Source organism: Streptomyces kronopolitis (assembly GCF_014646275.1).
GTDB classification, from domain to species: Bacteria; Actinomycetota; Actinomycetes; order Streptomycetales; family Streptomycetaceae; genus Streptomyces; species Streptomyces kronopolitis.
In genome coordinates, this window is the sequence record NZ_BMND01000046.1 from 1 (window position 1) to 24804 (window position 24804).

Sequence of the window (24804 nt, forward strand, 5' to 3'; positions counted from 1 at the left end):
GCGCGCGGGCGTCGAGGGAGGGCGGGCGGACGCGGGGGCCGCGCCGCGCCGTGAGCCGCGCCCGCCCGGAGCGGGGCGGTGCCCCCGGGCGCGGGCTCGGTGTCGCCGCCGGCCCCTCCGGAGGGGCCGCCGACGCGGGTCGGCTGTCGCGCGAAACGTTCACCCGCGGAAGTCTCGCATCCGCCGCCGACAATCGGTGCTCCCGGCCGCCCGCCCGCCGCGGGCCGGGCCGCCGCGGCGCCCTCCCCGCGAGGCTTCCGGGCCTCCCCGCCCGGGGACAAAACGACCCGGTGCGCGATGATGGAAGTCCCGCGGTCGACGCCGCCCGCACCGAGAACGACCAGCCGAGAAGTCGGCGAGAGGTACGACGATGGCAGCGCGCATCTTCCTGGCCCGGCACGGACAGACCGAGTGGTCCCGCTCCGGCAGGCACACCGGCCGCACCGACGTCCCGCTGCTGGACGAGGGCCGGCGCGGCGCCGAACTGCTGGGCGAGCGGCTGCACCGCGCCCCCTGGAACGGCCTGCCGGGCGTCGAGGTCCGCACCAGCCCGCTGGTGCGCGCCGAGGAGACCTGCCAGCTGGCCGGCTTCGGCGACCGGGCGCAGCCGTGGGACGCCCTGATGGAGATCGACTACGGCGCGTACGAGGGCCTGACCCCCGACGAGATCAAGGCCGGGCGGCCGGACTGGCTGATCTGGCGCGACGGGGTGCCGCAGGGCGAGACGCTCGCCGCGGTCGCCGCCCGGGCGGACGAGGTCATCGGCTGGGCGCGGTCGGCCGAGCGCGATGTGCTGGTCTTCGCGCACGGCCACATCCTGCGCGCCCTGGGCGCCCGCTGGCTGGGCCTGGACATCTCCTTCGGCGCCCGGATCCGCCTGGAGCCGACGTCCCTGTCGGTGCTCGGCTGGGCCTACGGGGAGCCGGCGATCGAGCGCTGGAACGACACCGGCCACCTCGGCTGACCGGCCCGCGGCACCGGGCCCGCCCGGGAGCCGACGGCACGTCAGCCGCGCCCCCGTCCGCCGCCCGCGCGGCCGTTCAGCCGCCGGCCCCCGCACCCGGCACGCCCCCGCCCGTCGCGGATTCCGCCGCCGCCGAGGCCGCGTGCCGGGCCAGGAAGTCGTCGACCGCCCCCCGGTCGCGGTGCGCCCGCAGCCGCCGGGCGGTGGCGTCGAGCATGGTGCGGATCCGCGCCGAGCGGACCTGCTTCAGCAGCGCCAGCACCCGCACCCCGGCCGCGGCGGCCTCCTCGTGGGCCCCGCCGGCCGCGAGGTTGCCCGCCAGCTCGGCGGTGAACAGGGCGATGTTGCGGGTGAAGTGCGGGTCCTGCAGCGCCACCGCCCGGCGGGCGTGGTCCGCCGCGCGCTCCGCGTCGCCCAGCGCCGACCAGCACTGCGCCTCCAGGCCCGCCAGCTCGGCCTCGCCGTAGAACGTCATCCACTCCGGGTCGCCGTCCCGCGGCCCGGCCGCGAACAGCCGCTCGGCCCGGGCCAGCGCCTGCTCGCAGCCGGAGCGGTCGGCGAGCCCGGCCCAGCCGCCCGCCTCCCGCAGCGCCAGCAGTGACAGCAGCCGCGGTGAGGCCAGGTGCTTGGCGGCCTGCTGCGCGGCCTGCGCGGCGCGCACCGCCTCGCGCGGGCGCCCGGCGTCGCGGGCGAGGAAGGCCGTGTTGCAGAAGGCGTGCGCCTCCAGGGCGGCGTCGCCGCAGACCCGGGCGGTGGCCAGGGCCTCCGCGTAGTGCGAGCGGGCGTCGTCGAAGCGGCCCGAGTCGTGTGCCAGCCAGCCGACGGTGATGGCGAGTTCGCCCGCCCCGGCGTGCAGCCGGTCGGACACCGAGCGGCGCTGCACATCCGCGTCCAGCAGCTCGTAGGCGGCGCGCAGCGGCTGGGCGGCGCGGCGGTAGATGCCCTCCGCGCCGTGCCGGTCGTCCAGCAGCCGGATGTGGCGGACGGCTTCCTCGACGGCGGCGGCCTCGGCGGCTCCGGCCCGTGTGACGGGCGGTGTCCGGGGCCCCGGCACCGGGGCGGACACGGCGGCGGCAGCGGCCTCGACGGGATGCAGGGCGGCGAAGCCCAGGGCTGCCGCCGGGCCGCCGGTGATGAACGCGCGACGCAGCACGTCGCTCTCCTCGCAGATCTGGATACGGGTATCGCGGTGGTCGGGGTCGGGTGCCAGGGGCGCGGCGCCGGCCGCCGCGGCACGCGCCCCCCGTCCGCGTACCGCCTCGCGTGGCACGAACCCCATGTCGGGCAGCGTCAGCCCGGGGAACATGTGCCGGAAGACCCGCTCGTAGGCGTAGTTCGGACACCGGATCTCCCCGGACTCGACGCGCCCCACATAGCGGGCGTCGCACGAGACCTGCTCGCCGATCTCACGGGCGGACCGTCGGACCGCCGCCGCGAACTCGCCCGGTGACAGCCGGCCGCGCAGCTGTCGGAAGGCGAGGTTCGGACGGGCGGGTACGGTGCGGGACGACGCTGATCGTGCTTCTGGCGGCGCCATGGCGGACCCTCTCCGTGCCCTTTCCGTGCCATCCTGCGGCGTTGCCGCCTCCTGGCGGTGCGGCGGGACGACCGTACCGGCTGTGATGGCTTCGATACGCACAGTTTGGTCGCAAATCGGATATCTCACGCGCGATCTGCCATGAACTGCCATCCTTTGCAGCGTTACGCCGCCGTAGCTGTTGACACGTCCGGACGTTGAACCCGGTGTAAAGGGCGCACCGCGTGCAGGAGGAGGGGTTCTCCGTGTGGGAGACCGGCGTGAGCAGGGGCGGCAACGGGTCCGCGGGCCAGGCCGGCGGCCGGCGGGGGCAGGTGGTCAAGGGCGGCGCACCGCCCGCGGCGGAGCGGCAGTGTGACCTCGTCACGGTGCCGGCCCGGCAGGGACTGGAGGCCGTGGACATCCTCCGGCTGCGGGACGGCGTCGGCCCGGTGCTGCACGACGGCGCCTGCGACACCCTCGGCTTCCTGGTACCGGCGGGCACCGCGGCGGGCTGGGACGTACCGGGCAGCGCCTGTACGCAGACCTCCGGACGGGGCATCAACCTGGCCGCGCTGTGCGGCGAGGGGGCCCCGGCGGGGCCGCCGGCGACCGGCACCGGCTGGCTGGTGCCCCCGGAGGGCGCCGGCGCCGACGCCACCGACCCGGCCGTGCTGCGCGAGGCGCTCGGCGAGGCCGCCCGCACGATCGAGGCCGTCGACCGCTGCCAGTAGCGGCGCCCGGGCCGTACGCGCCGCCGGTTCGAGGGCGCCCCGGTCAGGAACGAAGCGGCGAGGGCCGCCCGGCGGGTGCCGGGCGGCCCTCGGGGTGTTCAGGGTGCCGGGGGCTCAGCGGGCGGCGGGTTCGCTGTCCCGGGCCGGGCGCGGGATCGTGGTGCCGCGGCGCCGCTCGCCGAGCCGGCGCTGCACGCCGCGCACCAGCCGCGTCGCGGTGAAGCCCGCGCCGGACACGAAGCGCATCGACGGGCCGAACGACGGCGCGGTGAGCGGCCCCGCGAAGAACAGCCCGGGCCAGGACGATTCGAAGCCGGAACTCAGCTCGGGCGCCCGGCTGCCGCCCACCGTCCACAGCGCCGTGCGCACCTGGGGCGGGAGCATCCGCAGCCGCCCCAGGTCCGGGGTGAACCCGGTGGCGGCGACCACGTGGTGGGTCTCCAGCGTCTCGGTGCCGCCCTCCGTATGGGTCAGGTGGAGCCGCACCCCGTCGTCGCGGGCGGTCGCGGCCCGGATCCGGTGGCCGGGCAGCACCGGCACCAGCGGCTCGAAGCGCTCCCGCAGCCACCAGGCGCCGGCCGGGCCCAGGGCGCGCTCCGCGATCCGCAGCCGGGTCGCCGCGGGCAGCCGGCGCACCGCCCAGGGCAGTTGCGACCAGACCCGGTTCGGCCAGCCGGTGCCCAGCGCGGAGTGCGGGTCGCGCAGCGCACGCAGCCGGCCGCGGTCCAGCGGCTGCGGCGGGGCGAGCCAGCGCAGCCGGTCGGCGCGGGCCACGATGCGGGGCCGGGCGCCCTGTTCGGCCAGCAGGGTCGCGGTCTCCAGCGCGCTCTGCCCGGAGCCGACGACGGTGACATCCCGGTCGGCGAAGCGGCGCAGATCGCGGTGGTCGCTGCTGTGGGAGGCCAGCTCGGCGGGCAGATCGAGCAGCGGCCAGGGGCGGTTGACGAACGGCCGCAGGCCGACGGCGAGGACCACGGTGCGCGTCGCGATCCGCTCGCCGGTGTCCGTCTCGACCTGGAAGCCCTCGCCGTCCGGGCGGACGGCGGTGACGGTGACCTCGTCGATCCCGGGCACGGCCTGTTCGCCGAACCAGCTGCCGTACGCGGTGAAGGTGTCGAGGGGCAGCGGGACGCCGTGCTCGGCGGTCAGGTCGTGGGCGGCGCAGTAGTCGGCGAGGGTGTGGGCGCCCGCCGGGGCGGAGAGGTCGGAGCACCAGGGTTCGGACGTGAGGAACATGCCGTCGGGCATGTGGTCGCGCCAGGAGGCCATCGGCCGGCCCAGGACCCGCAGCCGCAGTCCGGCCGCCGCCGCGTGTGCGGCGATCGAGAGTCCGTAGGGGCCGGCGCCCACCACCACGAGGTCGTACATGGAAGGTCCCTGCTCTTTCTCTTGGTGCGGTGTGGAGGACCCCGGGCCGGCGGGTCCGGCGCAGGTCGTCGGGTGCCGCGCCGCTCACGGCCGGAGAGGCGGTCCCGGCGCGGGTGCGGGCGGCACCCCGCGCGGCGCCGCGAGGGGGCGTGCGAGCGGCGGGGGTGTGCGGGCGGTGCCGCCGGGGGGTGCGGGGCGGGTGTCCCGGGGCCGCGGCCCCGGAGCGCCGGGGACGGGCGGCACCGTGCGGCCGGTCAGGTCCAGGTGCAGCGCCCGGACCGCGTCGAGTCCCGAGGACGGGTCGGTGAAGAGCCGGAAGCGGGCGCCGGGCCGTACGCCCGCGCCGAGCAGATGGTGGCGGCCGTCCGCGTCCCGGCGGAAGTCCAGGTCGAGCAGGCCACGGTGGGCCAGGTGCCCGGCCAGCCGCAGCGCGGCCCGTTCGACCTCGGGGTGGGGCAGCCGGCGGCCGGCGGTGGCCGGTCCGGTCCACGGGCGGCCGCGTCCCGCCCGGCCCGTGCCGCCGATCAGGCAGCGGCCGCCGCGGGTGAAGCAGCCGTGGAAGAACCAGTCGGTGCCGGGTCCGGCGGGTAGCGGGCGCCGCAACAGCAGGCCGCCGCCGGCGTGTTCGGCCAGTTCGTGGAGCCGTCGGGCGTCGTCGGGTGTGTGCACCACAATGCTGCCGGACAGCCCGGCCGGCGGGGGCCGCAGCCACGGGTGGCGCCACAGGGCGACCAGCGGCAGCCCGAGCCCGGACGCCGCCTCGGCGGCCTGCCGCGGTCCGGTGGGGACGGCGGTCGCCGGGTGCGGCAGGCCCAGCTCCCGGCACAGCAGGGCGAGTTCGGCCGGGTCGGTGAGCCGCTGGGGCGGGCCGGGCAGCAGGTAGCGGCCCAGCAGCCGGCTGGCGAGCCGGGCCGCGGCGAGGGCGGCCCGGTCGTCCACGGGGAGCAGCACGGCGGGCCGGCCCAGGCCCTCGGAGAGGTCGCGCAGCAGGTCCAGCAGCGCGGCGGGCGACGGCGGCCCGGCCGGGTGGAGGTGCATCCGGTGCAGGTGGCGCGAGCGGCCGACCGGGCCGCCCGCGGCGGCGGCCACCGCGTGCACCTCAACCCCGGCCCGGCCCAGGGAGCGGACCGCGCCGAGGGTGTCGCGGGGGAGGGGGCCGGGGCCGAGCCGGAGCAGCAGGACGGGCACCCCGGTGTCCAGCGGCGGCACGGCGCGGGGGCCCTCACCCACGACGGCGGGCTCCCTCGTGGGCCCCGGCCCCCGCCGCCCCTTCCCTCCGGTGCCCTTGCTGCACGGACTCGGCCATGGCGGTGCCTATCTGTTCGAGAGCGGGGACGGGGCGGGCGAGCGGGCCGGGTCGGGCAGCGACACGCTCGCCGCCGGGAGCGCCCCCGTCCGGCCCTGCGGCGGGGGCACCGGCACCGGGGCCGTCCGCGCCGGGGCCCGCCGCCGGGCCGGTACGGACGCCAGGACCTGCTCGTAGACCGCCGTCAGCGCCTCGGCGCCGCGGGTGATGTCATAGCGCCGCACCACCGGCGGGACCGGCAGCCGGCCCGGCCCCTCGCGCCGCAACTCCCGCAGCGCGGTGGACAGTTCGTGCACCACCGGGCTGAAGTGCCGGGCACCGGGCGCCTGGTCGGCGGGCAGCTCGTCGACGGCCGGGCAGCTGCCGTGGAGCACGTGCAGGCCGGACGCGAGGGCCTCCACGACGGCCAGCCCGAACGCCTCGGAGGGGGAGGGCGAGACGAAGACGTCGACGGCCGAGAGCAGTCCCGGGATGTCGGGCCCGGCCCACGTCCCGCCGTCGTCCTCGGTGTCGACCGCGCCGCCCCGGGTGCCCAGCAGATGGATCCGGTCGCCCGAACCGAACTGCTCCGCCATCCGCCGCAGCATCTCCCGCTCCGGCCCCTCGCCGGCCAGCAGCAGATGCACGCCCGGCAGCTGCGTCACCGCCCGGACCAGGATGTCGAACCGCTTGCCCGGCACCAGCCGGCCGGCCCCGCCGACCACGAAGGCGTCCAGCGGCAGCCCCAGCCGGGTGCGGACCAGCGCCCGGGCGGCCGGGTCGAAGGCGAAGCGGTGCGCCTCGATGCCGTTGGGCACCACATGGATCCGCCGCTCCGGTACGCCCCAGCGGCGCAGCCGGGCGGCGACGGTGTCCGAGACGGCGACCGTCGCCGCTCCCAGCCGCTCGGTGGCCCGGTAGAGCGTCCGCACGCCGCGGGTCAGCCGGCGGCCCTCGATCACCGCGTCGCCCAGGGAGTGCTCGGTGGCGACCACGGCCCGGACGCCGGCCATCCGGGCGGCGATCCGGCCGTAGACGCAGGCCCGGTAGAGGTGGGTGTGCACCAGGTCGTAGCCGCCGTCGCGGATCAGCCCGGCGAGGCGGGGGAGCGCGATCAGATCCCGCTCGCCGGTCATCCCGAGGTGGGTGACGCGGGTGCCGTCGGCCTCGATGCCCTCGGCGACCGGCCCCGGGCCGGTCAGGCTGACGACCTCGCAGTGCGCGGGCAGCCGCCGCAGCAGCAGCCGCAACTGCTGCTCCGCGCCGCCCACTTCGAGGCCTGTGATCACATGCAGAACCTTCACCGGATGCCTCCAGGGATAGCGGCCGGGGTGGTGGTCCGGCCGGGGGCCGCCGGGCCGGTCGGCCCGTCCGCGGGCAGTGCCCGGCGGCCCGGCGGATGCGGGGCGCGGGGGATGCGGGGGGTGCGCCAGGGGGTGTCCGCGGCCGCGGCGCTCATCGGCCCGCCCGCCGCGGCGGCCGGGCCAGGGCCCGCAGCACGATCCGGAGGTCCTGTCCCCATGACCAGGTGTCGATGTAGAGGTTGTCGAAGCGGGCCCGGTCCACCACGGGGGAGCCGCCGCGCAGCCCGTGCACCTGCGCCAGCCCGGTCAGGCCCGGCGCCATCCGGTGCCGGGCGCCGTACTCGGGGCAGCTCCGGGTGTACCGCTCGGCGGCCGCGGGGCGCTCCGGGGCCGGTCCGACCAGGCTCAGTTCGCCGCGCAGCACGTTCCACCAGCGCGGCAGCCCCGCCGCCCTGGTGCGCCGCAGCAGCCGGCCGACCCGGCTGGGGTGGCCGCCGTCCGCCGCGCCGGCGCCCTCGCCGCCGTCGTCGGGCGCGCACCGGAACGTCAGCAGCGGGAAGCCGCGGCCGCCCCGGCCGAGGTGCTCCTCCCGGCAGAGCACCCCCGGCCCGTCGGCGAGCCGCACCGCCAGCGCGCAGACCAGCAGCACCGGGGCCGTCACCAGCAGTGCCACCGCCGCCAGCACGAGATCCAGCGCCCGCTTGCCCGCGCCGCCGTGCCGCGGCGGGTCGGTGTCCAGCCGGCGGCAGGCGAAGCCCCACAGAGGGCCCGCCGACGGCGGCGGTCGGCCCTCCAGGGTGGCCGCCGCCCCGGCCAGCCAGATCGCCGAGCCCTGGTCGATGAAGCGGCGCAGCAGGGCCGCGGTGTGCGGATCGCGGTGGGGCGGCACCGTGAACACCGCGTCGCGCACGGTGTGGCGGATGACGGCCCGGGTGATGTCCTGCGGGGAGGTCAGCCGCGGCGGTCCGGCGTCGCCCGGCGGCTCCCCGGCCCCGGCGACGGCGGACGCCCCGGCCACCACCAGGCCGACCGGGCGCATCCCGTACTCGGGGCGGGCCCGCAGCACGGCGGCGAGCTGCCGGGCGGCCGGGTTGAGGCCGACGATCAGCGTGGCGCGCGGGCGGCGCCGGGCGGCGCCCCGGAGGGCCCGGTGGACCAGCGCACGGGCGCCGCAGACCAGCGTGGTGAGCCCGGCCAGCGCCCCGGCCAGCGGGGCCGGCGGCAGCGCCGGCGCGTGGCGGACGGCGCCGAGCACCGCGGCCGCCGCGCACCAGCAGACGGCGGCCCGGCCGAGCAGCGCCGGCAGCGCGCCGAGCAGGCTGGGGGCCGGGCCGAGGCGGTAGAGGCCGGCCCGGGAGTGGAGCAGCAGCAGCCCCAGCACCATGGGGCCGAGCGCGAGCGGCGCGGTGCCGGCGCCGAGGACGGGCTGCGCGGCACCGGCGGTGGCCAGCGCGTCGGCGGCGAGCAACGGGGCGGCGGCCCGGCGCCGTTGGCCGCGGCCTGGCCGGGGCGGCGGCAGGGTCTCCCGTGCGGGGCCGCGCGGCGGACGGACCGCGGCGCCGGCCGGTGCGGGGGCCGCCGACGGGAGCCGGACCCGGGCGGAGGGGGGCGCGTCCGCGCTGTCCGTCGTCATCGCCTGATCGGCTCCCTGCTCCTGGTGCCCGGCACACCGGGCACCGCCCCGCCGACGGGCCGGGCGGCATCCGCAGCCACGGGCCGCGCTCGGTACTGCGGGTCTTGCGGCAGCACGCACTGCTCCCTGATGAGCGAGCCGACAGAACTCTCTGCGGGAAACCCCGGGCGCTCAGTGCCGGGTATCGGCCCGGACGAAGCGCGCGCCGAGCGGATATCCCGGGTGGCGAGTGATGAAACGGAATGCGGGCCGACCGGCGCCGGACCGCGGTGCGCGGGTGATGCCGAATACCTCGCCCTCACATCCGGGGTTGTCCGGGTAAGCGGGCCGCCGCGCCGCCGCCCGGCCGAATCCGCTGCCGGACGGGGTCGTCACATCCATCGCCGAGTTGGCGGAATGGGGTTCCTCCATCGCGCGAAGACGGTCGGCCCGGACGGTGCGTGCGCCATTTCCGCGGCCCCGCAAGCCGTCATATGCGACCACGCCGCCGCGGCCGTGTGAATTCACCGGGAGGCGCCGTCCGCCGACCCGGCCGCTAAACGTGCGGTGACCCTTTTCCCACGAATGGAGTCCGCCCCGCACCGCGATTCCGCGCAGCGGTTCCCTTTCGTTCCCGGATACGGCTTTGTTCCCGCATACGGCCACCGGCGTCCGGTCGCCCCGTGCGCCGGCCGAGGAAGCCCGTGCGCATACGACGCCGCCGGTGCGGTCCATCGACTTCCGCATGTCTTCCTCTCCGACTTCAATCAGCCAAACAGGAGAGCACTCTGACAGAAATCATCCCGGAATCCGCGGCAGGCACGCCGGATCCGGATCAGCGTTCCCGAACAGCGGAATACCGGACTCCTGCGGCACTCCTCGTTTATGCCATAAGGGCTAAGGATTTCCCGGAAGAGGGAACCCCCGCATCTCTGCCTCAATTCGCTCGTTGTGACCGGTTGCCCCATTCACGAACTGAAAGGAGAATGGGATGAAGCGGTTTGTTACGACCGCCGCGCTGGCCTCCGCCAGCTGCGCCATTGTGCTCAGCGGCGCCGGCATCGCATCGGCAAGCATGGACGGTCACCATGGCTCACATGGCCGCTACGGCCGCGGCGACCACGGTCGTTTCGGTTTCGACAACGGTCGTTTCGGTCGCGGTGACCGGGGCTTCGGCCGTGGTGGCGCCAACGCCGCCGGGTTTGCCGCGGGCTCCCCGGGCATCCTCAGCGGCAACCTCGTCCAGGTGCCGATCAGCGTCCCGATCAACGTGTGCGGCAACAGCGTCAACGCGCCCGGCTTGCTGAACCCGGCCTTCGGGAACGCCTGCCTGAACAGGTGACCCGTCCGCCGGCCCGCAGAACCATGGGCCGGCCCGGGTCGTGATGGGAAAGTTGGCGGACCACCTCCGACTCAGGTCGTGGGTGGTTCGCCACTCTGCCCCCGCAGCCGCCGGGGATGGCCGCGTCACTCGAGACGGGCCCCCTTGCCGGCCTGCGGACAGGGCTTTCGGATCACGCGCGATACTGGACGGCATGGCACAGAGCAGGCGCGGGCGCCGCGACACGGAGACCGTCACGGAGACGGTGGACGGCGGACTCGCCGAGCTGCGGCCCGACCGGGACCGCCCGCGCGCCTGGACGCTGCTGATCGACGGGGCCCCGCAGTCCCATGTGGACCTCGACGACCCGGCGTTCCTCGACTTCTCCTACCAGCGGCGCCTCGGGCATCTGGCGGACCTCGCCGGCCCGGCCGGCAAGCCGCTGCGCGTCGTCCACCTCGGTGGCGGCGCCCTCACGCTGGCCCGCTATGTCGCGGCGACCCGCCCGCGCTCCACCCAGCAGGTCGTGGAGATCGACGCGCCGCTGGTCCAGCTCATACGCCGGCAGCTGCCGTGGGACAGCGGCTGGCGGATCCGGGTGCGCGGCGGCGACGCCCGCGCCGGCCTGGCGAAGATCCCCGACGGCTGGGCGGACCTGGTCATCGCCGACGTCTTCGACGGTGCGCGCACGCCCGCCCATCTGACCAGCACGGAGTTCGTGGCCGAGGTCCGCAGGGCGCTGCGTCCCGGCGGGTTCTACGCGGCCAACCTCACCGACGGGCCGCCGCTGCGGTTCCTGCGCGGCCAGATCGCCACCGTCCGCACGGTCTTCCCCGAGCTGTGCCTGACCGCCGACCCGGCCGTCCTGCGCGGCCGGCGCTTCGGCAACGCCGTCCTGCTGGCCGCCGACGGAGCGCTGCCGGTCGCCGAACTGACCCGGCGGGCGGCCACCGATCCGCAGGCCGGACGGGTCGAACACGGGCGGGCGCTGCTGGACTTCACCGGCGGCGCGGCCCCGGTCACCGACGCCACCGCCCTCGCCTCGCCCGCCCCGCCGGCCGGCGCCTTCGACTGAGACGGGCCGGGGCCGGGCCGCGCCGCCGGGTTGCCGAGGGGCCGACGCGGGGGGCCGGGCCCGTACGGCGCTATCCCCCGGTGGTGCTGATCTGCACCGTCGGCGGATGGCCGTTCCAGGTGCAGAACACCGAGGTGTGGGAGCTGCCGGAGAAGTCGACCCGGATCCACCCGTCCTGCTTCCACACCTGCATCTGCCAGCCCGATGCGGGCGTCGCCGACACCAGCTCGGCCGACCGGCCGCTCAGGTCGAAGACCACCCGGCCGCCCGCCGTCGAATAGCTCTTGATCCGGCTGTCGGAGGACGACGGATAGCTGTCCTGCGGGGAGGCGTCCGGGTGCGTCCCGGAGCCGCCGGTGGCGGAGGGGGACACCGGACCGGAGGGCGCGGAGCCGGTGGGCGACGGGCGCTCCGCCGGCGAACGGGACGGCTTGGGGCGGTGCGTGGAGGAGACCCGCGGGGAGGCGCCGGCCTCCGGCCGCGCCCCGGACAGCGGCAGCGCGCGCGGCGGGTCGTACGCGGTGCCGGACAGCACGGTGTGCACGCCGAACCACGACAGCGTCACCGCGGCGCCGGTCGCCAGCGTCCAGGCCACCGCGTGAACCAGTCCTCGTCGCATCCGGCTCATACTGCACCACCCGACCACGCGCACGCAGCCCTCCCCGGGCAACCGCCGACCGATCTGTCACGGTGTCAACACCCGGCGGGGAAGAGCCCCCGAATGGCGTACGGTGCCGCTCATGGCACGTGTGCTCGTGGTCGAGGACGACCAGTTCGTACGCTCGGCGCTGATCCGGCATCTGACCGAGGCCGCCCATACGGTGCGCAGCGTGGGCACGGCTCTGGAGGCGTTGCGCGAGGTGGCCCAGGTCGGCTTCGACGTGGTCATCCTCGACCTCGGACTGCCCGACCTGGACGGCGGCGAGGCGCTCAAGATGCTGCGCGGCATCACCGACGTGCCCGTGATCATCGCCACAGCCCGGGACGACGAGACCGAGATCGTCCGGCTGCTCAACGACGGCGCCGACGACTACCTCACCAAGCCGTTCTCCGTCGAGCACCTCTCGGCGCGGATGACCGCCGTCCTGCGCCGCTCCCGGGCCACCGCCCCCGGCGCCGAACCGTCGTCACCGGCCATCCGGGTCGGCGGCCTGTGCGTCGACCCGCTGCGCCGCCGGGCCCAACTCGACGGCTGCGCGCTCGATCTGACCCGCCGGGAGTTCGACCTGCTGGCCTTCCTCGCCGGGCGCCCCGGGGTCGTCGTCGCCCGCAGGGAACTCCTCGCCGAGGTCTGGCAGCAGTCCTACGGCGACGACCAGACCATCGACGTCCATCTGTCCTGGCTGCGCCGCAAGCTGGGGGAGACCGCGGCGCGCCCCCGCTATCTGCACACTCTGCGGGGCGTCGGCGTGAAGCTGGAGCCGCCGCAGTGAGATGGGCCCTGGTCAAGGTGGCGCTGGCGGTCACCACCATGGTCGTGGTCGCGTTCGCCATCCCCCTCGGCCTCGTCGTCAAGGAGCTGGCCCGCGACCGCGCCTACGGGAGCGCCGAACGGCAGGCCGCCACCATCGGTCCGGTCCTCGCCATCACCACCGACCGCACCCAGCTCGAACGCGCCGTCGCCAGCGCCGAGACCGGGCCCGGCGGCCGGATCGGCGTGCATGTGCCGGCGAGCGGCAAGAAGGGCAGGCCCGCCGAGATCGGCGCCCGGCGCGCGGCGCGGGCGGACGTGGCGGCCGCCGTGAAGCTCGGCCGGGCCTCCATCTCCCCGGTACGCGGCGGCTCCGTGCTCCTCCAGCCGACCGCCGTCGCCGCCGGTATCGCCGTCGTCGAGGTCTTCGTGCCCGACGCGTCGCTCACCAACGGCGTCATGACGTCCTGGGCGGTGCTGGCCGGCGTCGGCCTGGCGCTGGTCATCGGCTCGGTCGCGGTCGCCGACCGGCTCGGCACCCGCATGGTGCGCCCCGCCGAACGGCTCGCCGGCGCCGCCCGCGACCTCGGCCGGGGCAAGCTGGGCGTGCGGGTCCGGGAGGACGGGCCCCGGGAGCTGCGGCTGGCGGCCAGCGCCTTCAACTCCATGGCCGACCAGGTCGTCCAACTCCTGGCCAACGAACGCGAACTGGCCGCCGACCTCTCGCACCGGCTGCGCACCCCGCTGACCGTGCTCCGGCTCAACACCGCCTCGCTCGGCGACACCCCGGCCGCCGAGCAGACCCGGGCCGCCGTCGCCCAGCTGGAGCGGGAGGTCGACCAGATCATCCGCACCGTCCGCGAACAGAAGGCGCAGACCCAGCAGACGGCCGCCGGGGCCGGCTGCGACGCCGCCGAGGTGATCCGCGCGCGGATGGGCTTCTGGTCCGCGCTCGCCGAGGACGAGGGCCGCACGGTGCGCGTCGCCGGCGCCGACCGCCCCGTACGGGTCCCGGTCGCCCGCCCCGAACTCGCCGCCGCCCTGGACGCGATGCTCGGCAACGTCTTCCGGCACACCCCCGAGGGCACCGCCTTCGCGGTCGACGTCCACCACGCGGACGAGGCGGTGATCGTGCTGGTCTCGGACGCCGGCCCCGGCATCGACGACCCGGACCAGGCCCTGCGCCGCGGCCACGGCGGCGGCGGGGAGGGCTCCACCGGCCTCGGCCTGGACATCGTGCGGCGGCTGGCCGAGTCCACCGGCGGCGATGTCCGCCTGGGCCGCTCCGTCCTGGGCGGTACCGAGGTGCGGGTCTGGCTGGCGCTGGACGGACGGCGCGCCCGCCAGGGCGGACGGCGCGGCCACCGGCTGCGCCGCACCCTCGGCGGCCGGCGGCGGTCCGCGCGCACCGGCTCCTGACCGCCCCTCCCGCGGGGCATGTGCCGCCGGCTCTTAACCACCCCCTTCCGCTTCCTTAAGGCGGTCATAAGTCCCCCAACCTCCGCACCATTACCGACATTTGTCCGTTTCCCTGGCGCTAGCGTGCGGGACGCACCACCGTGCACCCCCCTCCCCCCTCACGTGACGACAGGCAGGCACGCAATGACTTCCTCGGCACACCGCCGCCGCAAGAGCCGCACCACCAAGCTGATCGTGACCGGCACGGCCGCCGTGGTCGCGGCGGGCGGCGCCGTCGCCGTCGCCGGCGGGGCGATGGCCGCCAAGGCCCCGCGGACGGCGGCCCCCACCGCCAAGGCCGCCGCCGGCTTCGCCCCGTACGTCGACACCTCGCTGACCCCCGCCTACGACCTGCCCGGCACGGCGAAGAAGACCGGCGTGAAGAACTACACCCTCGCCTTTGTCACCTCGGGCGGCGGCTGCGAGCCCAAGTGGGGCGGCACCGGCGCACTCGGCGACGACGCGGTGGCCCGGCAGATACCCGCCCTGCGCAAGGCCGGCGGCGACGTCCGGGTCTCCTTCGGCGGCGCCACCGGCTCCGAACTCGGCCTGGTGTGCACCTCCGCCGACCAGCTGGCCGCCGCGTACGGCAAGGTCATCGACCGGTTCAAGCTCACCAAGGTCGACTTCGACATCGAGGGCGGCGCGCTGCCCGACACCGCCGCCAACAGCCGCCGCGCCCAGGCCATCGAGCAGCTCCAGAAGAAGCACCCCGGCCTGGACGTCTCCTTCACTCTGCCGGTCATGCCCGAGGGCCTGACCCAGGACGGTGTGAACCTGGTCGCCGACGCCAAGAAGAACGGCGTCAAGGTCTCCGCCGTCAACGTCATGGCGATGGACTACGGCGCCTCCTACAGCGGCGACATGGGCACCTACGCCACCCAGGCCGCCACGGCCACCCAGGGGCAGATCAAGAAGGCGCTCGGGCTGAGCGAGAAGGCCGCCTGGAAGACCGTGGCCGTGACCCCGATGATCGGCGTCAACGACGTCCAGCAGGAGGTCTTCCGGCTCGATGACGCCAAGCAGCTGGTGGCCTTCGCCAAGGCCAAGCACCTGGGCGGGCTGTCGATGTGGTCCTCGACCCGCGACCAGGCCTGCCCGGGCGGCGCGGCCACCTCGGCGCAGCCGACCTGCAGCTCCATCGAGCAGAAGCCGCTGGACTTCACCAAGGCGTTCGGCGCCTTCACCGGCTGACCCCCACCGGCGGCCCGGGCGCCGGCCCGGGCCGCTCGCCCCCTGGCGGGGCGCGGCGGACTCCCCCTACCGCCGCGCCCCGCCGCCGTGCTGTCTCCCGCCCGACCGTGTCCCCACCGGCCGTGCCCCGAACCGCCCCGTGTGATCACGGGCCGACCCCCGGTTCTCCCCGCCCGGCTTCCTCCGCCGCGATCACCCGCCGGCCGATCATCCCGCGGGCTCCTCCCCCCCCCCGACAAACGCCAAGGCCCCCGACCTGAGAGGTCGGGGGCCTTGAAGTGGGGTGAGTAACGGGACTTGAACCCGCGACATCCTGGACCACAACCAGGTGCTCTACCAGCTGAGCTATACCCACCATGACCGGTGCTGTGTGGTTCTTTTTCCCCACCGGCTGAGAAAAAGTGTACAGGGTCCCGAGGGGTGCTCGCGCCCAGGTTTCCCGTGCCGGGACCGAGGGCGTGTCGTGCGGGTCACGGCGGACCCGCAAAGATCCACACGACACGCACCCCGCGGCTCACTGCGGTGCGGACTCGGGCTCGGCAGGAAGGACGTGCTTGGCGGCGATCGCCTTCGCGGTGTCCGAGTCGGGCCCGGGCTGCGGGACGAAGACCGCCTCGCGGTAGTAGCGCAGCTCCGCGATGGATTCGCGGATGTCCGCCAGCGCCCGGTGGTTTCCGTTCTTGTCCGGACTGTTGAAGTACGCCCGCGGGAACCAGCGCCGGGCCAGTTCCTTCACGGACGAGACGTCGACGATCCGGTAGTGCAGGTAGCTCTCCAGCGTCGGCATGTCGCGCAGCAGGAAGCCGCGGTCGGTACCGACGGAGTTGCCGCACAGCGGCGCCTTCCCCGGCTCCGGCACATGCTGCTTGATGTACGCAAGCACCTGTGCCTCGGCCGCCTCCAGCGTGGTCCCGCCGTCCAGCTCCTCCAGCAGCCCGGAGGCGGTGTGCATCCGGCGCACCACCTCCGGCATGGTGCCGAGCGACTCGGCAGGGGGGCGGATCACCACATCCACCCCGTCGCCCAGCACATTCAGCTCCGAGTCGGTGACCAGCGCGGCCACCTCGATGAGCGCGTCATTCGCCAGCGAGAGTCCGGTCATCTCGCAGTCGATCCACACCATGCGATCGTTCATACATCTCACCCTACGGGGCGCTCGCGCTGTCCGGGCAGCACGGGGCGCGCCGCTCCCCTCCCGACCGCGGCCTCCGCCAGCCGGGAGGCATAGCCGTCCGGCTGCGAGCCGCCCGCTTCGCCCGCTTCCGCGGTGGCCAGGCCGTGGCCGGCCAGCGCGGCGGCGGCGAACCGGTCCGGTCCGCCCGCACCCAGCGCCGCCCGCTCGCGCTCCGGCCGCTCGGCACGGTCGGCCCGCTCCGGCCTGAGCGCGGGTTCGGGTGCCCCGTGCGGCCGGCGCGCGCGGTAGGCCGCACGGTAGGCCGCGGGTGAGGCGCCCAGCTGCCGCCGGAAATGACCGCGCAGCGCCACCGGCGAGCGGAAGCCGCAGCGGCCCGCGACCTCGTCCACCGAGTAGTCGGAGGTCTCCAGCAGCCGCTGGGCCTGGAGGACCCGCTGGGTGATCAGCCACTGGAGCGGAGCGCTGCCCGTCAGGGAGCGGAAGCGCCGGTCGAAGGTGCGCCGGCTCATGTAGGCGCGCGCGGCGAGCGTCTCCACGTCGAACTGCTCGTGGAGGTGCTCCAGCGCCCAGGCGACGACCTCGGCGAGCGGGTCGGCGCCGATCTCTTCAGGTAATGACCTGTCGAGGTAGCGCTGGTGCCCCATGTCGGACGCGGTCCGGCGGGGCGGCACGACGAGCCGGCGGGCCAGCGCGTTCGCGGCGTCCGCGCCGTGGTCGGTGCGCACGATGTGCAGGCACAGGTCGATGCCGGCGGCCGTTCCCGCGGAGGTGAGCACGTCGCCGTCGTCGACGAAGAGCTCGCGGGGGTCCACATGGACGGACGGGTAGCGCTTGGCGAGCGTCGGCGCGTACATCCAGTGGGTGGTGGCCGGCCGGCCGTCGAGGAGTCCGGCCGCGGCGAGGACGAACGCCCCCGTACACAGCCCGACGATCCTGGCCCCTTCTTCGTGCGCGCGGCGCAGCGCGTCGAGCGCGGCGGGCGGCGGGGCCTGGGTGATGGAACGCCAGGCCGGTACGACGACCGTCCCGGCACGGGAGATCGCCTCCAGCCCGTAGGGGGCCGACAGTTCGAGCCCCCCGGTCGTGCGCAAAGGCGCATCTTCGCCCGCGCACACAAGTAGCCGGTACCGCGGCACGCCTGCGTCCTGGCGGTCGATGCCGAAGACCGAGAGCGGAATGGAGCTCTCGAAAATGGGGCCGCCACTGAAGAGGAGCACCGCGACTATTTCGCGGCGTCGTCGGGCGGCGAGCTTGCGTGCGGCATCTGGTACGGCAGCGGAGTCCTGGCTCATGGCACTTAAGCCCCCCTCGGTCGTCTCGCCCTCTCGGTCCTGCACAGTTCCCCCGCCGTCACTACCAAGATCGAATCTACTGTGTTCCGTGAGGATGGAGTGCCAAGTTCACCACCCGCTGGTATGTCGATATGGCAACTTGGCGCGAAGCATTCGATCACGAAGCGTTCCACTCGTCGGGCCTACATGGGAAGTACGCGTCTCGGCTCTGCCCGTTCGCAGTAGGGCACAACCATGCCCAGCGGTCCTTTCCTCCCTGCTCACACCAGGGTTGAGGGGGGCTCAGGGGAAGGTACGGACCTCGGCCGGAAGTTGGCTGAAAACGGTCGCGCGCGTGCTTGCGGCGGCCTCAATTGACCGGCGTACGCCCTCCGGAATGCCGCCCGCCGCCGTGCGCCGAGGGGCCCGGACGCCCCGTTCTGTCCCGGTGTCGTCCGAAGTCGCGCACCCGGACCCGCGCCGCGGTCCGTTCGGATTGCCGCAAGAGTGCGCGACAGACGCAGGTCACCGCGCCCAGACCGGCGGCGGCGCCGGCCGCGCCGGCCCAGGAGGCACCGCTGAGGATCAGTACGAAGGGCACCAGGGCGCAGCTGAAGGCGCCCCAGCGCACCACATCGCTCACCGGGTCGGGTGATCTGTCGGACGGCAACGGCACCGTGTGCTCCCCTCGGACGGGCTGCTGGATACAACGCCGCCGCCGATCATGGGTCACCGTCAGAGGGTACGTACGGGGGCAGGCCGGGGCATTGCCATCCGCGCCACGCTCCGGCATGCTCCGGGGAACGTTCGAGGCCCCACCCGGCTCGCGCGGGCGCTCCGCGTCCTCGGTGTGCTCTGGGCAGCGGGGGAGTGGCGCCGTACTCTTGGGGTATCGGGTTGGGAAGATGATTCCCAGTCGTGTTGTTCCTCTTTGAACTATGGCTCCCGGTCCTCGATCGAGCCAGCTCAGTCAACTGCCGGATCAAGTCAATCGCCGTCCCCGTTCGCCCCTCCGCAAGAGGATGCACTCGCCGAGACATCAATGGCCGGTCACGAAATCCCCGAACCCGCGGACCGCAAGCAGGTCGCCGATCCGATGGCGGACCTCGAAGCGGCGGAACAGACACGCCACTCCTGCGACCCCGCGTTCCGCCACGGCGTCGTCGTGGGCTTCGACGGCTCCATGTCGAGCGAGCGCGCGTTGGCGTATGCAATCGGTATGGCCCGGCGCCTCGGCGCCGGGTTGATCATCGTCCATGTGGCCAACCGGCTGCCGACGACCGTCTGGGCGGGCTGCGAGCCCCCGGTCTTCGTGGATGTGCCGGATCACCGCACCGAGGTCCTCGGCCTGGAGCTGGCCTGCGCCGATCATCTCGCCGAGGTGCCCTGGATCCTCGTCGAGCGCGGCGGTGACATCTGCCACGAGCTGGAGGAGGTCGGCCAGGAGTACGAGGCCGACGCGATCGTGGTCGGCTCCACGCACGGCCTGGTCGGCCGGATCTTCGGCTCGGTCGCCGGACGGCTGGCCCGCCGGGCCCGGCGCCCGGTCATCGTGATCCCCTGACGCGCCCCCGAAGCGCTCCTGGCGCGACCCTGGAGCGCCCCTGACGCGTGCCCGAGGCGCCCCTGGCGCGGGCGCGGGGCGCCGCCTCGTCGCCGGCTCGGAATCTCCCCGACTCCCCTTCGTGTGCCCACAGTTGAGGATGCGTCACGAGGGAAGCGTGCAGGCATATTTACCTGGCTCAGCGAGGTGGATTGTGCGCTTGTGACGGGTAGAAAACGGTCACGTGAGCGCGCCGCGGAACGGGCCCGGCGGCCGCGCACACGGCAACTGCGCGCCGCCGTCCGGGAGGTGACGGATTCCGGAAGGGCGGCATCCTGCCGGCGCATGGGCGACGCCGGCGCAGGGGAAGGCGGCGGCTCCGTGCGTCCGGTGGCACGCACGGAGCCGCCGCTTTCGCGCCTGTTCCGGCGCCGGGCGGGTTATTCGACCGTGACGGACTTGGCCAGGTTGCGGGGCTTGTCGATGTCGCGGCCGAGGGCCAGGGCCGTGTGGTAGGCGAGCAGTTGGAGCGGGATGCCCATGAGGATCGGGTCCAGCTCGGGCTCGTTCTTCGGCACGATGATGGTGTGGTCGGCCTTCTCCTGCTCCTGGTGCGCGACGGCCAGGATGCGGCCGCTGCGGGCCTTGATCTCCTCCAGCGCGGCGCGGTTCTTCTCCAGCAGGTCGTCGTCGGGGACGATCGCCACGGTCGGCATCGCCGGCTCGATGAGGGCCAGCGGGCCGTGCTTGAGCTCCGAGGCCGGGTAGGCCTCCGCGTGGATGTAGGAGACCTCCTTGAGCTTCAGGGAGGCCTCACGGGCCACCGGGTAGCCGCGTACCCGGCCGATGAACATCATCGACTTGGCGTCCGCGTAGGCCGCCGACAGCTTCTTGATCTCTTCCTCGCCCTTGAGGATCTCGTCGATCTGGCCGGGCAGCTTGCGCAGGCCGTCGATGATCCGCTTGCCGTCCGCGACCGAGAGGTCACGGATCCGGCCCAGGTGCAGGGCGAGCAGCGCGAAGGAGACCACCATGTTGGTGAAGCACTTGGTGGAGACCACGCAGACCTCGGGTCCGGCGTGCACGTAGATGCCGCCGTCGGTCTCCCGGGCGATCGCCGAGCCGACCACGTTGACCAGGCCCAGCACCCGCGCGCCCTTGCGCTTGAGCTCCTGGACGGCCGCCAGCACGTCGTAGGTCTCGCCGGACTGGGAGACGGCCACGTAGAGCGTGTCGGGGTCCACGACCGGGTCGCGGTAGCGGAACTCGGAGGCCGGCTCGGCGTCCGAGGGGATCCGGGCCAGCTCCTCGATCATCTGGGCGCCGATCTGGCCCGCGTGGTACGAGGTGCCGCAGCCCAGGATCTTCACCCGGCGCACCCCGCGCGCCTCACGGGCGTCGAGGTTCAGGCCGCCGAGGTGCACGGTGGAGAAGCGGTCGTCGATCCGGCCGCGCAGCGCGCGGTCCACCGCGTCCGCCTGCTCGGAGATCTCCTTGTGCATGTACGTGTCGTGGCCGCCCAGGTCGTAGGACTCGGCCGCGTACTCGACGGTCTCCGGGGCGGACGTGGTCCGCGAGCCCTCGGTGGTGTACGTGCGGTAGTCGTCGGCCTTGAGGGTGGCCATCTCGCCGTCGTCGAGGGTGACGACCTGGCGGGTGTGCGAGACCAGCGCGGCGACGTCCGAGGAGACGAACATCTCGTGCTCGCCGATGCCGAGGACGACCGGGGAGCCGTTGCGGGCCACCACGATGCGGTCGGGGAAGTCGGCGTGCAGCACGGCGATGCCGTAGGTGCCCTCGATGTGCCGCAGCGCCTCGCGGACCCGCTCCTCCAGCTTCTCCGCCGTGGAGCGGCCGATGAGGTGGGCGAGCACCTCGGTGTCCGTCTCGGAGGCGAAGACGACGCCCTCGGCGGTCAGCCGGGCGCGCAGGTCGGCGGCGTTGTCGATGATGCCGTTGTGGACGACGGCGACCCTGCCCTCGGTGTCGAGGTGCGGGTGGGCGTTCTCGTCGGTGGGGGCGCCGTGGGTGGCCCAGCGGGTGTGCGCGATGCCGGTGGAGCCCGCGAAGCGCTTCGGCAGCCGGGACTCCAGCTCCCGCACCCGGCCCTTGGCCTTGGCGGTCTTCAGGCCGCCCGCGGCCTTGCCGGTGCCCTTGGCGTGGATGGCGATGCCCGCCGAGTCGTAGCCGCGGTACTCCAGGCGCTGCAGGCCCTCCAGGAGCAGCGGCGCGACATCACGCTTGCCGATGTAGCCGACGATCCCACACATACAGTGACCCTCCGAGAAATCGTTGTGACAGTGGTGCCCGGCGCCCGTTGCGGGGGCGTCAGCCGTAGACGAGGCGGCGCAGCTGGCGGGCCGAGAGAGCGGGCGGGGTCACGGCGCGGTGCGGCAGCTCGTGGCGGACCCGCTCGAAGATCTCCTCGTTGCGCAGTCCTTGGGACTGCAGCTCCCGATGGCGGCGGCGGACGAATTCCTCCGTCGTCTCGTCGAAGTACGCCAGCACGTCCAGCACCACCCGGGCGGCCTCACCGCGCTGCAGCGGCGTGCTGCGCACCAGGTGGTCCACCAGGTCGTCGTGCGGCGCGTCGGCGCTGCGGTTTCGGCGTTCGGGCACTCGTCGATATTGCGGGGCGGCGCGGGGAATCGCAAGAAATCTGCCCGCTATCGGGCAGGTCGCCGGTTTGGCGGCCGGAAACTGGTCTGGACCTTGACCGGATCACGGGGGCGCGATACGCATGGTCACCGTTCGGTCGCTCCACGCCATGCACGACGCCATGCACGACGTTCGCCGAAGGGATCGTCGATGAGACGACGCAGACTGCTGTTCTCACTGCTGCTGGTCGCCGCGGCGGGGCTGGGAACCGCCGCCGTACCGCCACCGGGCGCCTCCGGGGCGGCCGGCGGGGAGGCCACCCCACTGGACCGTGTGATCCCCGCCCCCGCGTCCGTGCGCGGCGGCGGCGCGCCCGTCACCCTCGGCGCGCGCACCCCCATCCGCGTCCCGGGCGGCTCCGGTGAGGCCCGGCGGATCGCCGGCCACCTCGCGGCGCTGCTGCGGCCCGCCACCGGCCTCGCCTTCCCGGTGACCACCAAGAGCGGCCGGGACGGCATCGTGCTGCGGCTCGGCGGCAGCGGCACCGGGGGACTGGGCGCCGAGGGCTACCGCCTGACCTCCGGCGGCCGCGCGGTCACCCTCAGCGCCGCCCGCCCGGCCGGGCTCTTCCACGCCGTCCAGACGCTGCGCCAGCTGCTGCCGCCGGCCGGGCGGCAGGGCACCCGCTCCGGGCCCCTGCGGATCGCCGGGGGCACCATCACCGACTCCCCGCGCTACTCCTATCGCGGGGCGATGCTCGACGTCTCCCGGCACTTCTTCACCGTCGCGCAGGTCAAGCGCTATATCGACCAGCTCGCCATGTACAAGATCAACAAGCTGCATCTGCACCTCTCGGACGACCAGGGCTGGCGGATCGCCCTGGCGTCCTGGCCGCGGCTGGCGACCTACGGCGGCTCCACCCAGGTCGGCGGCGGCAAGGGCGGCTACTACACCAAGGACGACTACCGCGAGATCGTCCGCTACGCCGCCGACCGCTATCTGACCGTCGTCCCCGAGATCGACATGCCCGGCCACACCAACGCCGCGCTCGCCTCCTACGCCGAGCTGAACTGCAACGGCCAGGCCCCGCCGCTGTACACCGGCACCAACGTCGGCTTCAGCTCGCTGTGCGTGCCGAAGAAGGCGACCTACGACTTCGTGGACGACGTCATCCGCGAACTCGCGGCCCTGACACCCGGCCGCTACCTCCACATCGGCGGCGACGAGGCGCACTCCACCGGCCACGCGGACTACGTGGCCTTCATGGACAAGGTGCAGCCGGTGGTCGCCAAGTACGGCAAGACCGTGATCGGCTGGCACCAGCTGACCGGGGCGCACCCGGCCAAGGGCGCCGTCGCCCAGTACTGGGGCTACGACAAGACCGGCACGGCGGAGCGCACCCAGGTCGCCGACGCCGCCCGGAACGGCACCCGGCTGATCCTCTCGCCGGCCGACCGCGCCTACCTGGACATGAAGTACGACAAGGACACGCCGCTGGGCCTGAACTGGGCCGGCTACGTCGGCGTCGAGCGGTCCTACGACTGGGACCCGGGCCGCTATCTCGACGGGGCGCCCGCGGACTCCGTCCTCGGCGTCGAGGCGCCCCTGTGGTCCGAGACCCTCTCCACCTCCGCGCACATCGAGTACATGGCCTTCCCGCGGCTGCCCGGCATCGCGGAGCTGGGCTGGTCCCCGGCGGCCACCCACGACTGGGACGACTACAAGGTGCGCCTGGCCGCCCAGGGGCCGCGCTGGGACGCCCTGGGCATCGGCTACTACCGTTCACCGGAGGTGCCCTGGCCCGCGCGGTGAGCGGGTGAGCGAGCCGGGCGCCCGCGGACGCCCGGCTCGCCTCGTCAGACGCCCAGCTCCCGGGCGATCAGCATCCGCTGGACCTCGCTGGTGCCCTCGCCGATCTCCAGGATCTTGGCGTCCCGCCACATCCGGGCGACCGGGTACTCGTTCATGAAGCCGTACCCGCCGTGGATCTGGGTCGCCTCGCGGGCGTTGTCCACCGCGATCTCGGACGAGTAGAGCTTGGCGAGCGCGGCCTCCTTCTTGAACGGCTCGCCGTGCACCAGCCGGGAGGCGGCGTGGCGCCAGGACAGCCGGGAGGTGTGGGCGCGCATCTCCATGTCGGCGAGCTTGAACTGGATCGCCTGGTTGCTGCCGATCGGCCGGCCGAAGGCCTTGCGCTCCTTGGCGTAGCGCACCGACTCGTCCACGCAGCCCTGGGCGAGGCCGGTGGCGAGCGCCGCGATGGCGATCCGGCCCTCGTCGAGGATGCGCAGGAACTGGGCGTAGCCGCGGCCCTCCTCGCCCAGCAGGTTGGCCGCCGGGACCCGGACGTCGGAGAAGGACAGCTCGCGGGTGTCCGAGGCGTTCCAGCCGACCTTGGAGTACGGGGCGCCGACGGTGAAGCCGGGGGTGCCGGACGGGACGATGATCGAGGAGATCAGCGGGGAGCCGTCGTCCTTGCGGCCGGTGACGGCGGTGACCGTGACCAGGCCGGTGATGTCCGTACCGGAGTTGGTGATGAAGCACTTGCTGCCGTTGATCACCCAGTCCCCGCCGTCGCGCACCGCGGTGGTCCGCGTCGCGCCGGCGTCGGAGCCGCCGTCCGGCTCGGTGAGGCCGAAGGCGCCCAGCACCTCACCGCCGCACAGCTTGGGCAGCCACTCGCGCTTCTGCTCCTCCGTGCCGAAGTGGTAGACCGGCATGGCGCCCAGCGAGACGCCCGCCTCCAGGGTGATGGCCACCGAGGAGTCGACCCGGGCCAGCTCCTCCAGGGCGATGCCGAGCGCGAGGTAGTCGCCGCCCATGCCGCCGTACTCCTCGGGGAACGGCAGGCCGAACAGGCCCATCCGGCCCATCTCCTGCACGATCTCGTACGGGAACGCGTGCCGCTCGTAGTACTCGCCGATCTTCGGGGCGACGACGTCGTGCGCGAACGCCTCGACCGTGCGCCGGAGTTCTTCCAGCTCGGCGGGGAGGCGGTGGTCCAGGGACATGGGG

19 protein-coding genes, 1 tRNA gene and 1 pseudogene are annotated in these 24804 nt (G+C 74.5%); 9 read left to right on the top strand and 12 right to left on the bottom strand.

Annotated elements, in window-relative coordinates; translation table 11 throughout:
* The first annotated feature begins 370 nt into the window (after positions 1-370).
* Positions 371-964, top strand: coding sequence for a histidine phosphatase family protein (locus IEY78_RS30380; RefSeq protein WP_189103761.1), 594 nt, complete (start codon positions 371-373; stop codon positions 962-964).
* Positions 965-1040: 76 nt separating this feature from the next.
* On the opposite strand, the gene IEY78_RS30385 is transcribed toward IEY78_RS30380, so the two are convergent.
* Positions 1041-2501 carry an NsdA family TPR-like regulatory protein gene (locus tag IEY78_RS30385; RefSeq protein WP_189103763.1) on the bottom strand — a complete coding sequence of 487 codons (1461 nt, stop codon included), beginning with the start codon at positions 2499-2501 and terminating at the stop codon, positions 1041-1043.
* A gap of 245 nt (positions 2502-2746) precedes the next feature.
* Between IEY78_RS30385 and IEY78_RS30390 the strand changes: the two genes are divergently transcribed.
* Complete coding sequence (locus IEY78_RS30390) at positions 2747-3214, top strand: hypothetical protein (RefSeq protein WP_189103765.1); 468 nt, start codon at positions 2747-2749, stop codon at positions 3212-3214.
* Between the two features lie 114 nt (positions 3215-3328).
* Here the strand turns inward: IEY78_RS30390 and IEY78_RS30395 are convergent, their stop codons facing one another.
* The 4 genes from IEY78_RS30395 to IEY78_RS30410 all read right to left on the bottom strand — a co-directional run bounded on the left by IEY78_RS30395 (position 3329) and on the right by IEY78_RS30410 (position 8804).
* Positions 3329-4582 carry an NAD(P)-binding domain-containing protein gene (locus tag IEY78_RS30395; protein ID WP_189103767.1) on the bottom strand — a complete coding sequence of 418 codons (1254 nt, stop codon included), beginning with the start codon at positions 4580-4582 and terminating at the stop codon, positions 3329-3331.
* A gap of 84 nt (positions 4583-4666) precedes the next feature.
* A complete protein-coding gene (locus IEY78_RS30400; protein WP_189103769.1) occupies positions 4667-5812 on the bottom strand; it encodes a carbamoyl-phosphate synthase large subunit family protein in 1146 nt (381 codons plus the stop codon).
* Between the two features lie 84 nt (positions 5813-5896).
* The gene (locus IEY78_RS30405; protein WP_189103771.1) at positions 5897-7171 is read right to left on the bottom strand and encodes a glycosyltransferase; all 1275 of its coding nucleotides are present in this window, start codon (positions 7169-7171) and stop codon (positions 5897-5899) included.
* A 151-nt stretch (positions 7172-7322) separates the two neighbouring features.
* Positions 7323-8804, bottom strand: coding sequence for a sugar transferase (locus tag IEY78_RS30410; protein WP_189103773.1), 1482 nt, complete (start codon positions 8802-8804; stop codon positions 7323-7325).
* A 970-nt stretch (positions 8805-9774) separates the two neighbouring features.
* On the opposite strand from IEY78_RS30410, the gene IEY78_RS35060 reads away from it, so the two are divergent.
* Positions 9775-10125 (top strand): chaplin, encoded by a 351-nt coding sequence (locus tag IEY78_RS35060; RefSeq protein ID WP_189103775.1) that lies wholly within the window; start codon positions 9775-9777, stop codon positions 10123-10125.
* A 193-nt stretch (positions 10126-10318) separates the two neighbouring features.
* Positions 10319-11179 carry a spermidine synthase gene (locus tag IEY78_RS30420; RefSeq protein ID WP_189103777.1) on the top strand — a complete coding sequence of 287 codons (861 nt, stop codon included), beginning with the start codon at positions 10319-10321 and terminating at the stop codon, positions 11177-11179.
* A 70-nt stretch (positions 11180-11249) separates the two neighbouring features.
* Here IEY78_RS30420 and IEY78_RS30425 read toward each other — a convergent pair whose 3' ends face one another.
* Entirely contained in the window at positions 11250-11798 is a 549-nt protein-coding gene (locus IEY78_RS30425; protein WP_189103779.1) for a hypothetical protein, read from the bottom strand.
* A gap of 121 nt (positions 11799-11919) precedes the next feature.
* Here IEY78_RS30425 and IEY78_RS30430 point away from each other — a divergent pair, with 121 nt between their 5' ends.
* The 3 genes and pseudogenes from IEY78_RS30430 to IEY78_RS30440 all read left to right on the top strand — a co-directional run.
* Positions 11920-12612, top strand: coding sequence for a response regulator transcription factor (locus IEY78_RS30430; RefSeq protein ID WP_189103780.1), 693 nt, complete (start codon positions 11920-11922; stop codon positions 12610-12612).
* The gene (locus IEY78_RS30435) at positions 12609-14009 is read left to right on the top strand and encodes a sensor histidine kinase (RefSeq protein WP_189103782.1); all 1401 of its coding nucleotides are present in this window, start codon (positions 12609-12611) and stop codon (positions 14007-14009) included. The genes IEY78_RS30430 and IEY78_RS30435 overlap by 4 nt, the downstream gene beginning before the upstream one ends.
* A 333-nt stretch (positions 14010-14342) precedes the next feature.
* Positions 14343-15242: pseudogene (locus IEY78_RS30440) on the top strand (chitinase); the annotation flags it as partial.
* 279 nt (positions 15243-15521) lie between these two features.
* On the opposite strand, the gene IEY78_RS30445 reads toward IEY78_RS30440, so the two are convergent.
* The 3 genes from IEY78_RS30445 to IEY78_RS30455 all read right to left on the bottom strand — a co-directional run bounded on the left by IEY78_RS30445 (position 15522) and on the right by IEY78_RS30455 (position 17669).
* A tRNA-His gene (locus IEY78_RS30445) sits at positions 15522-15597 on the bottom strand.
* A 159-nt stretch (positions 15598-15756) separates the two neighbouring features.
* Complete coding sequence (gene orn, locus IEY78_RS30450) at positions 15757-16377, bottom strand: oligoribonuclease (RefSeq protein ID WP_189103786.1); 621 nt, start codon at positions 16375-16377, stop codon at positions 15757-15759.
* A 5-nt stretch (positions 16378-16382) separates the two neighbouring features.
* Positions 16383-17669 carry a helix-turn-helix domain-containing protein gene (locus IEY78_RS30455; protein WP_189103788.1) on the bottom strand — a complete coding sequence of 429 codons (1287 nt, stop codon included), beginning with the start codon at positions 17667-17669 and terminating at the stop codon, positions 16383-16385.
* A 1021-nt stretch (positions 17670-18690) separates the two neighbouring features.
* Here IEY78_RS30455 and IEY78_RS30460 point away from each other — a divergent pair.
* Complete coding sequence (locus tag IEY78_RS30460) at positions 18691-19212, top strand: universal stress protein (protein ID WP_189103790.1); 522 nt, start codon at positions 18691-18693, stop codon at positions 19210-19212.
* Positions 19213-19631: 419 nt separating this feature from the next.
* Here the strand turns inward: IEY78_RS30460 and glmS are convergent, their stop codons facing one another.
* Positions 19632-21461 carry a glutamine--fructose-6-phosphate transaminase (isomerizing) gene (glmS, locus tag IEY78_RS30465; protein WP_189103792.1) on the bottom strand — a complete coding sequence of 610 codons (1830 nt, stop codon included), beginning with the start codon at positions 21459-21461 and terminating at the stop codon, positions 19632-19634.
* A gap of 58 nt (positions 21462-21519) precedes the next feature.
* Positions 21520-21810, bottom strand: a complete 291-nt coding sequence (locus IEY78_RS30470; protein WP_189103794.1) for a hypothetical protein — start codon at positions 21808-21810, stop codon at positions 21520-21522.
* 189 nt (positions 21811-21999) lie between these two features.
* Between IEY78_RS30470 and IEY78_RS30475 the strand changes: the two genes are divergently transcribed.
* Positions 22000-23601, top strand: coding sequence for a beta-N-acetylhexosaminidase (locus IEY78_RS30475; protein WP_189103796.1), 1602 nt, complete (start codon positions 22000-22002; stop codon positions 23599-23601).
* A 44-nt stretch (positions 23602-23645) separates the two neighbouring features.
* Here the strand turns inward: IEY78_RS30475 and IEY78_RS30480 are convergent, their stop codons facing one another.
* Positions 23646-24800: an acyl-CoA dehydrogenase family protein gene (locus tag IEY78_RS30480; protein ID WP_189103798.1), complete on the bottom strand. Its 1155-nt coding sequence runs from the start codon at positions 24798-24800 to the stop codon at positions 23646-23648.
* Between the last annotated feature and the right edge of the window lie 4 nt (positions 24801-24804).

Bases quoted from the DNA above. Each gene is read 5' to 3' on its own strand.
- IEY78_RS30380 (WP_189103761.1), top strand. From the start codon at position 371: ATGGCAGCGCGCATCTTCCTGGCCCGGCACGGACAGACCGAGTGGTCC.
- IEY78_RS30385 (WP_189103763.1), bottom strand. From the start codon at position 2,501: ATGGCGCCGCCAGAAGCACGATCAGCGTCGTCCCGCACCGTACCCGCC.
- IEY78_RS30395 (WP_189103767.1), bottom strand. From the start codon at position 4,582: ATGTACGACCTCGTGGTGGTGGGCGCCGGCCCCTACGGACTCTCGATC.
- IEY78_RS30410 (WP_189103773.1), bottom strand. From the start codon at position 8,804: ATGACGACGGACAGCGCGGACGCGCCCCCCTCCGCCCGGGTCCGGCTC.
- IEY78_RS35060 (WP_189103775.1), top strand. From the start codon at position 9,775: ATGAAGCGGTTTGTTACGACCGCCGCGCTGGCCTCCGCCAGCTGCGCC.
- IEY78_RS30420 (WP_189103777.1), top strand. From the start codon at position 10,319: ATGGCACAGAGCAGGCGCGGGCGCCGCGACACGGAGACCGTCACGGAG.
- IEY78_RS30425 (WP_189103779.1), bottom strand. From the start codon at position 11,798: ATGCGACGAGGACTGGTTCACGCGGTGGCCTGGACGCTGGCGACCGGC.
- IEY78_RS30430 (WP_189103780.1), top strand. From the start codon at position 11,920: ATGGCACGTGTGCTCGTGGTCGAGGACGACCAGTTCGTACGCTCGGCG.
- orn (WP_189103786.1), bottom strand. From the start codon at position 16,377: ATGAACGATCGCATGGTGTGGATCGACTGCGAGATGACCGGACTCTCG.
- IEY78_RS30455 (WP_189103788.1), bottom strand. From the start codon at position 17,669: ATGAGCCAGGACTCCGCTGCCGTACCAGATGCCGCACGCAAGCTCGCC.
- IEY78_RS30460 (WP_189103790.1), top strand. From the start codon at position 18,691: ATGGCCGGTCACGAAATCCCCGAACCCGCGGACCGCAAGCAGGTCGCC.
- glmS (WP_189103792.1), bottom strand. From the start codon at position 21,461: ATGTGTGGGATCGTCGGCTACATCGGCAAGCGTGATGTCGCGCCGCTG.
- IEY78_RS30475 (WP_189103796.1), top strand. From the start codon at position 22,000: ATGAGACGACGCAGACTGCTGTTCTCACTGCTGCTGGTCGCCGCGGCG.
- IEY78_RS30480 (WP_189103798.1), bottom strand. From the start codon at position 24,800: ATGTCCCTGGACCACCGCCTCCCCGCCGAGCTGGAAGAACTCCGGCGC.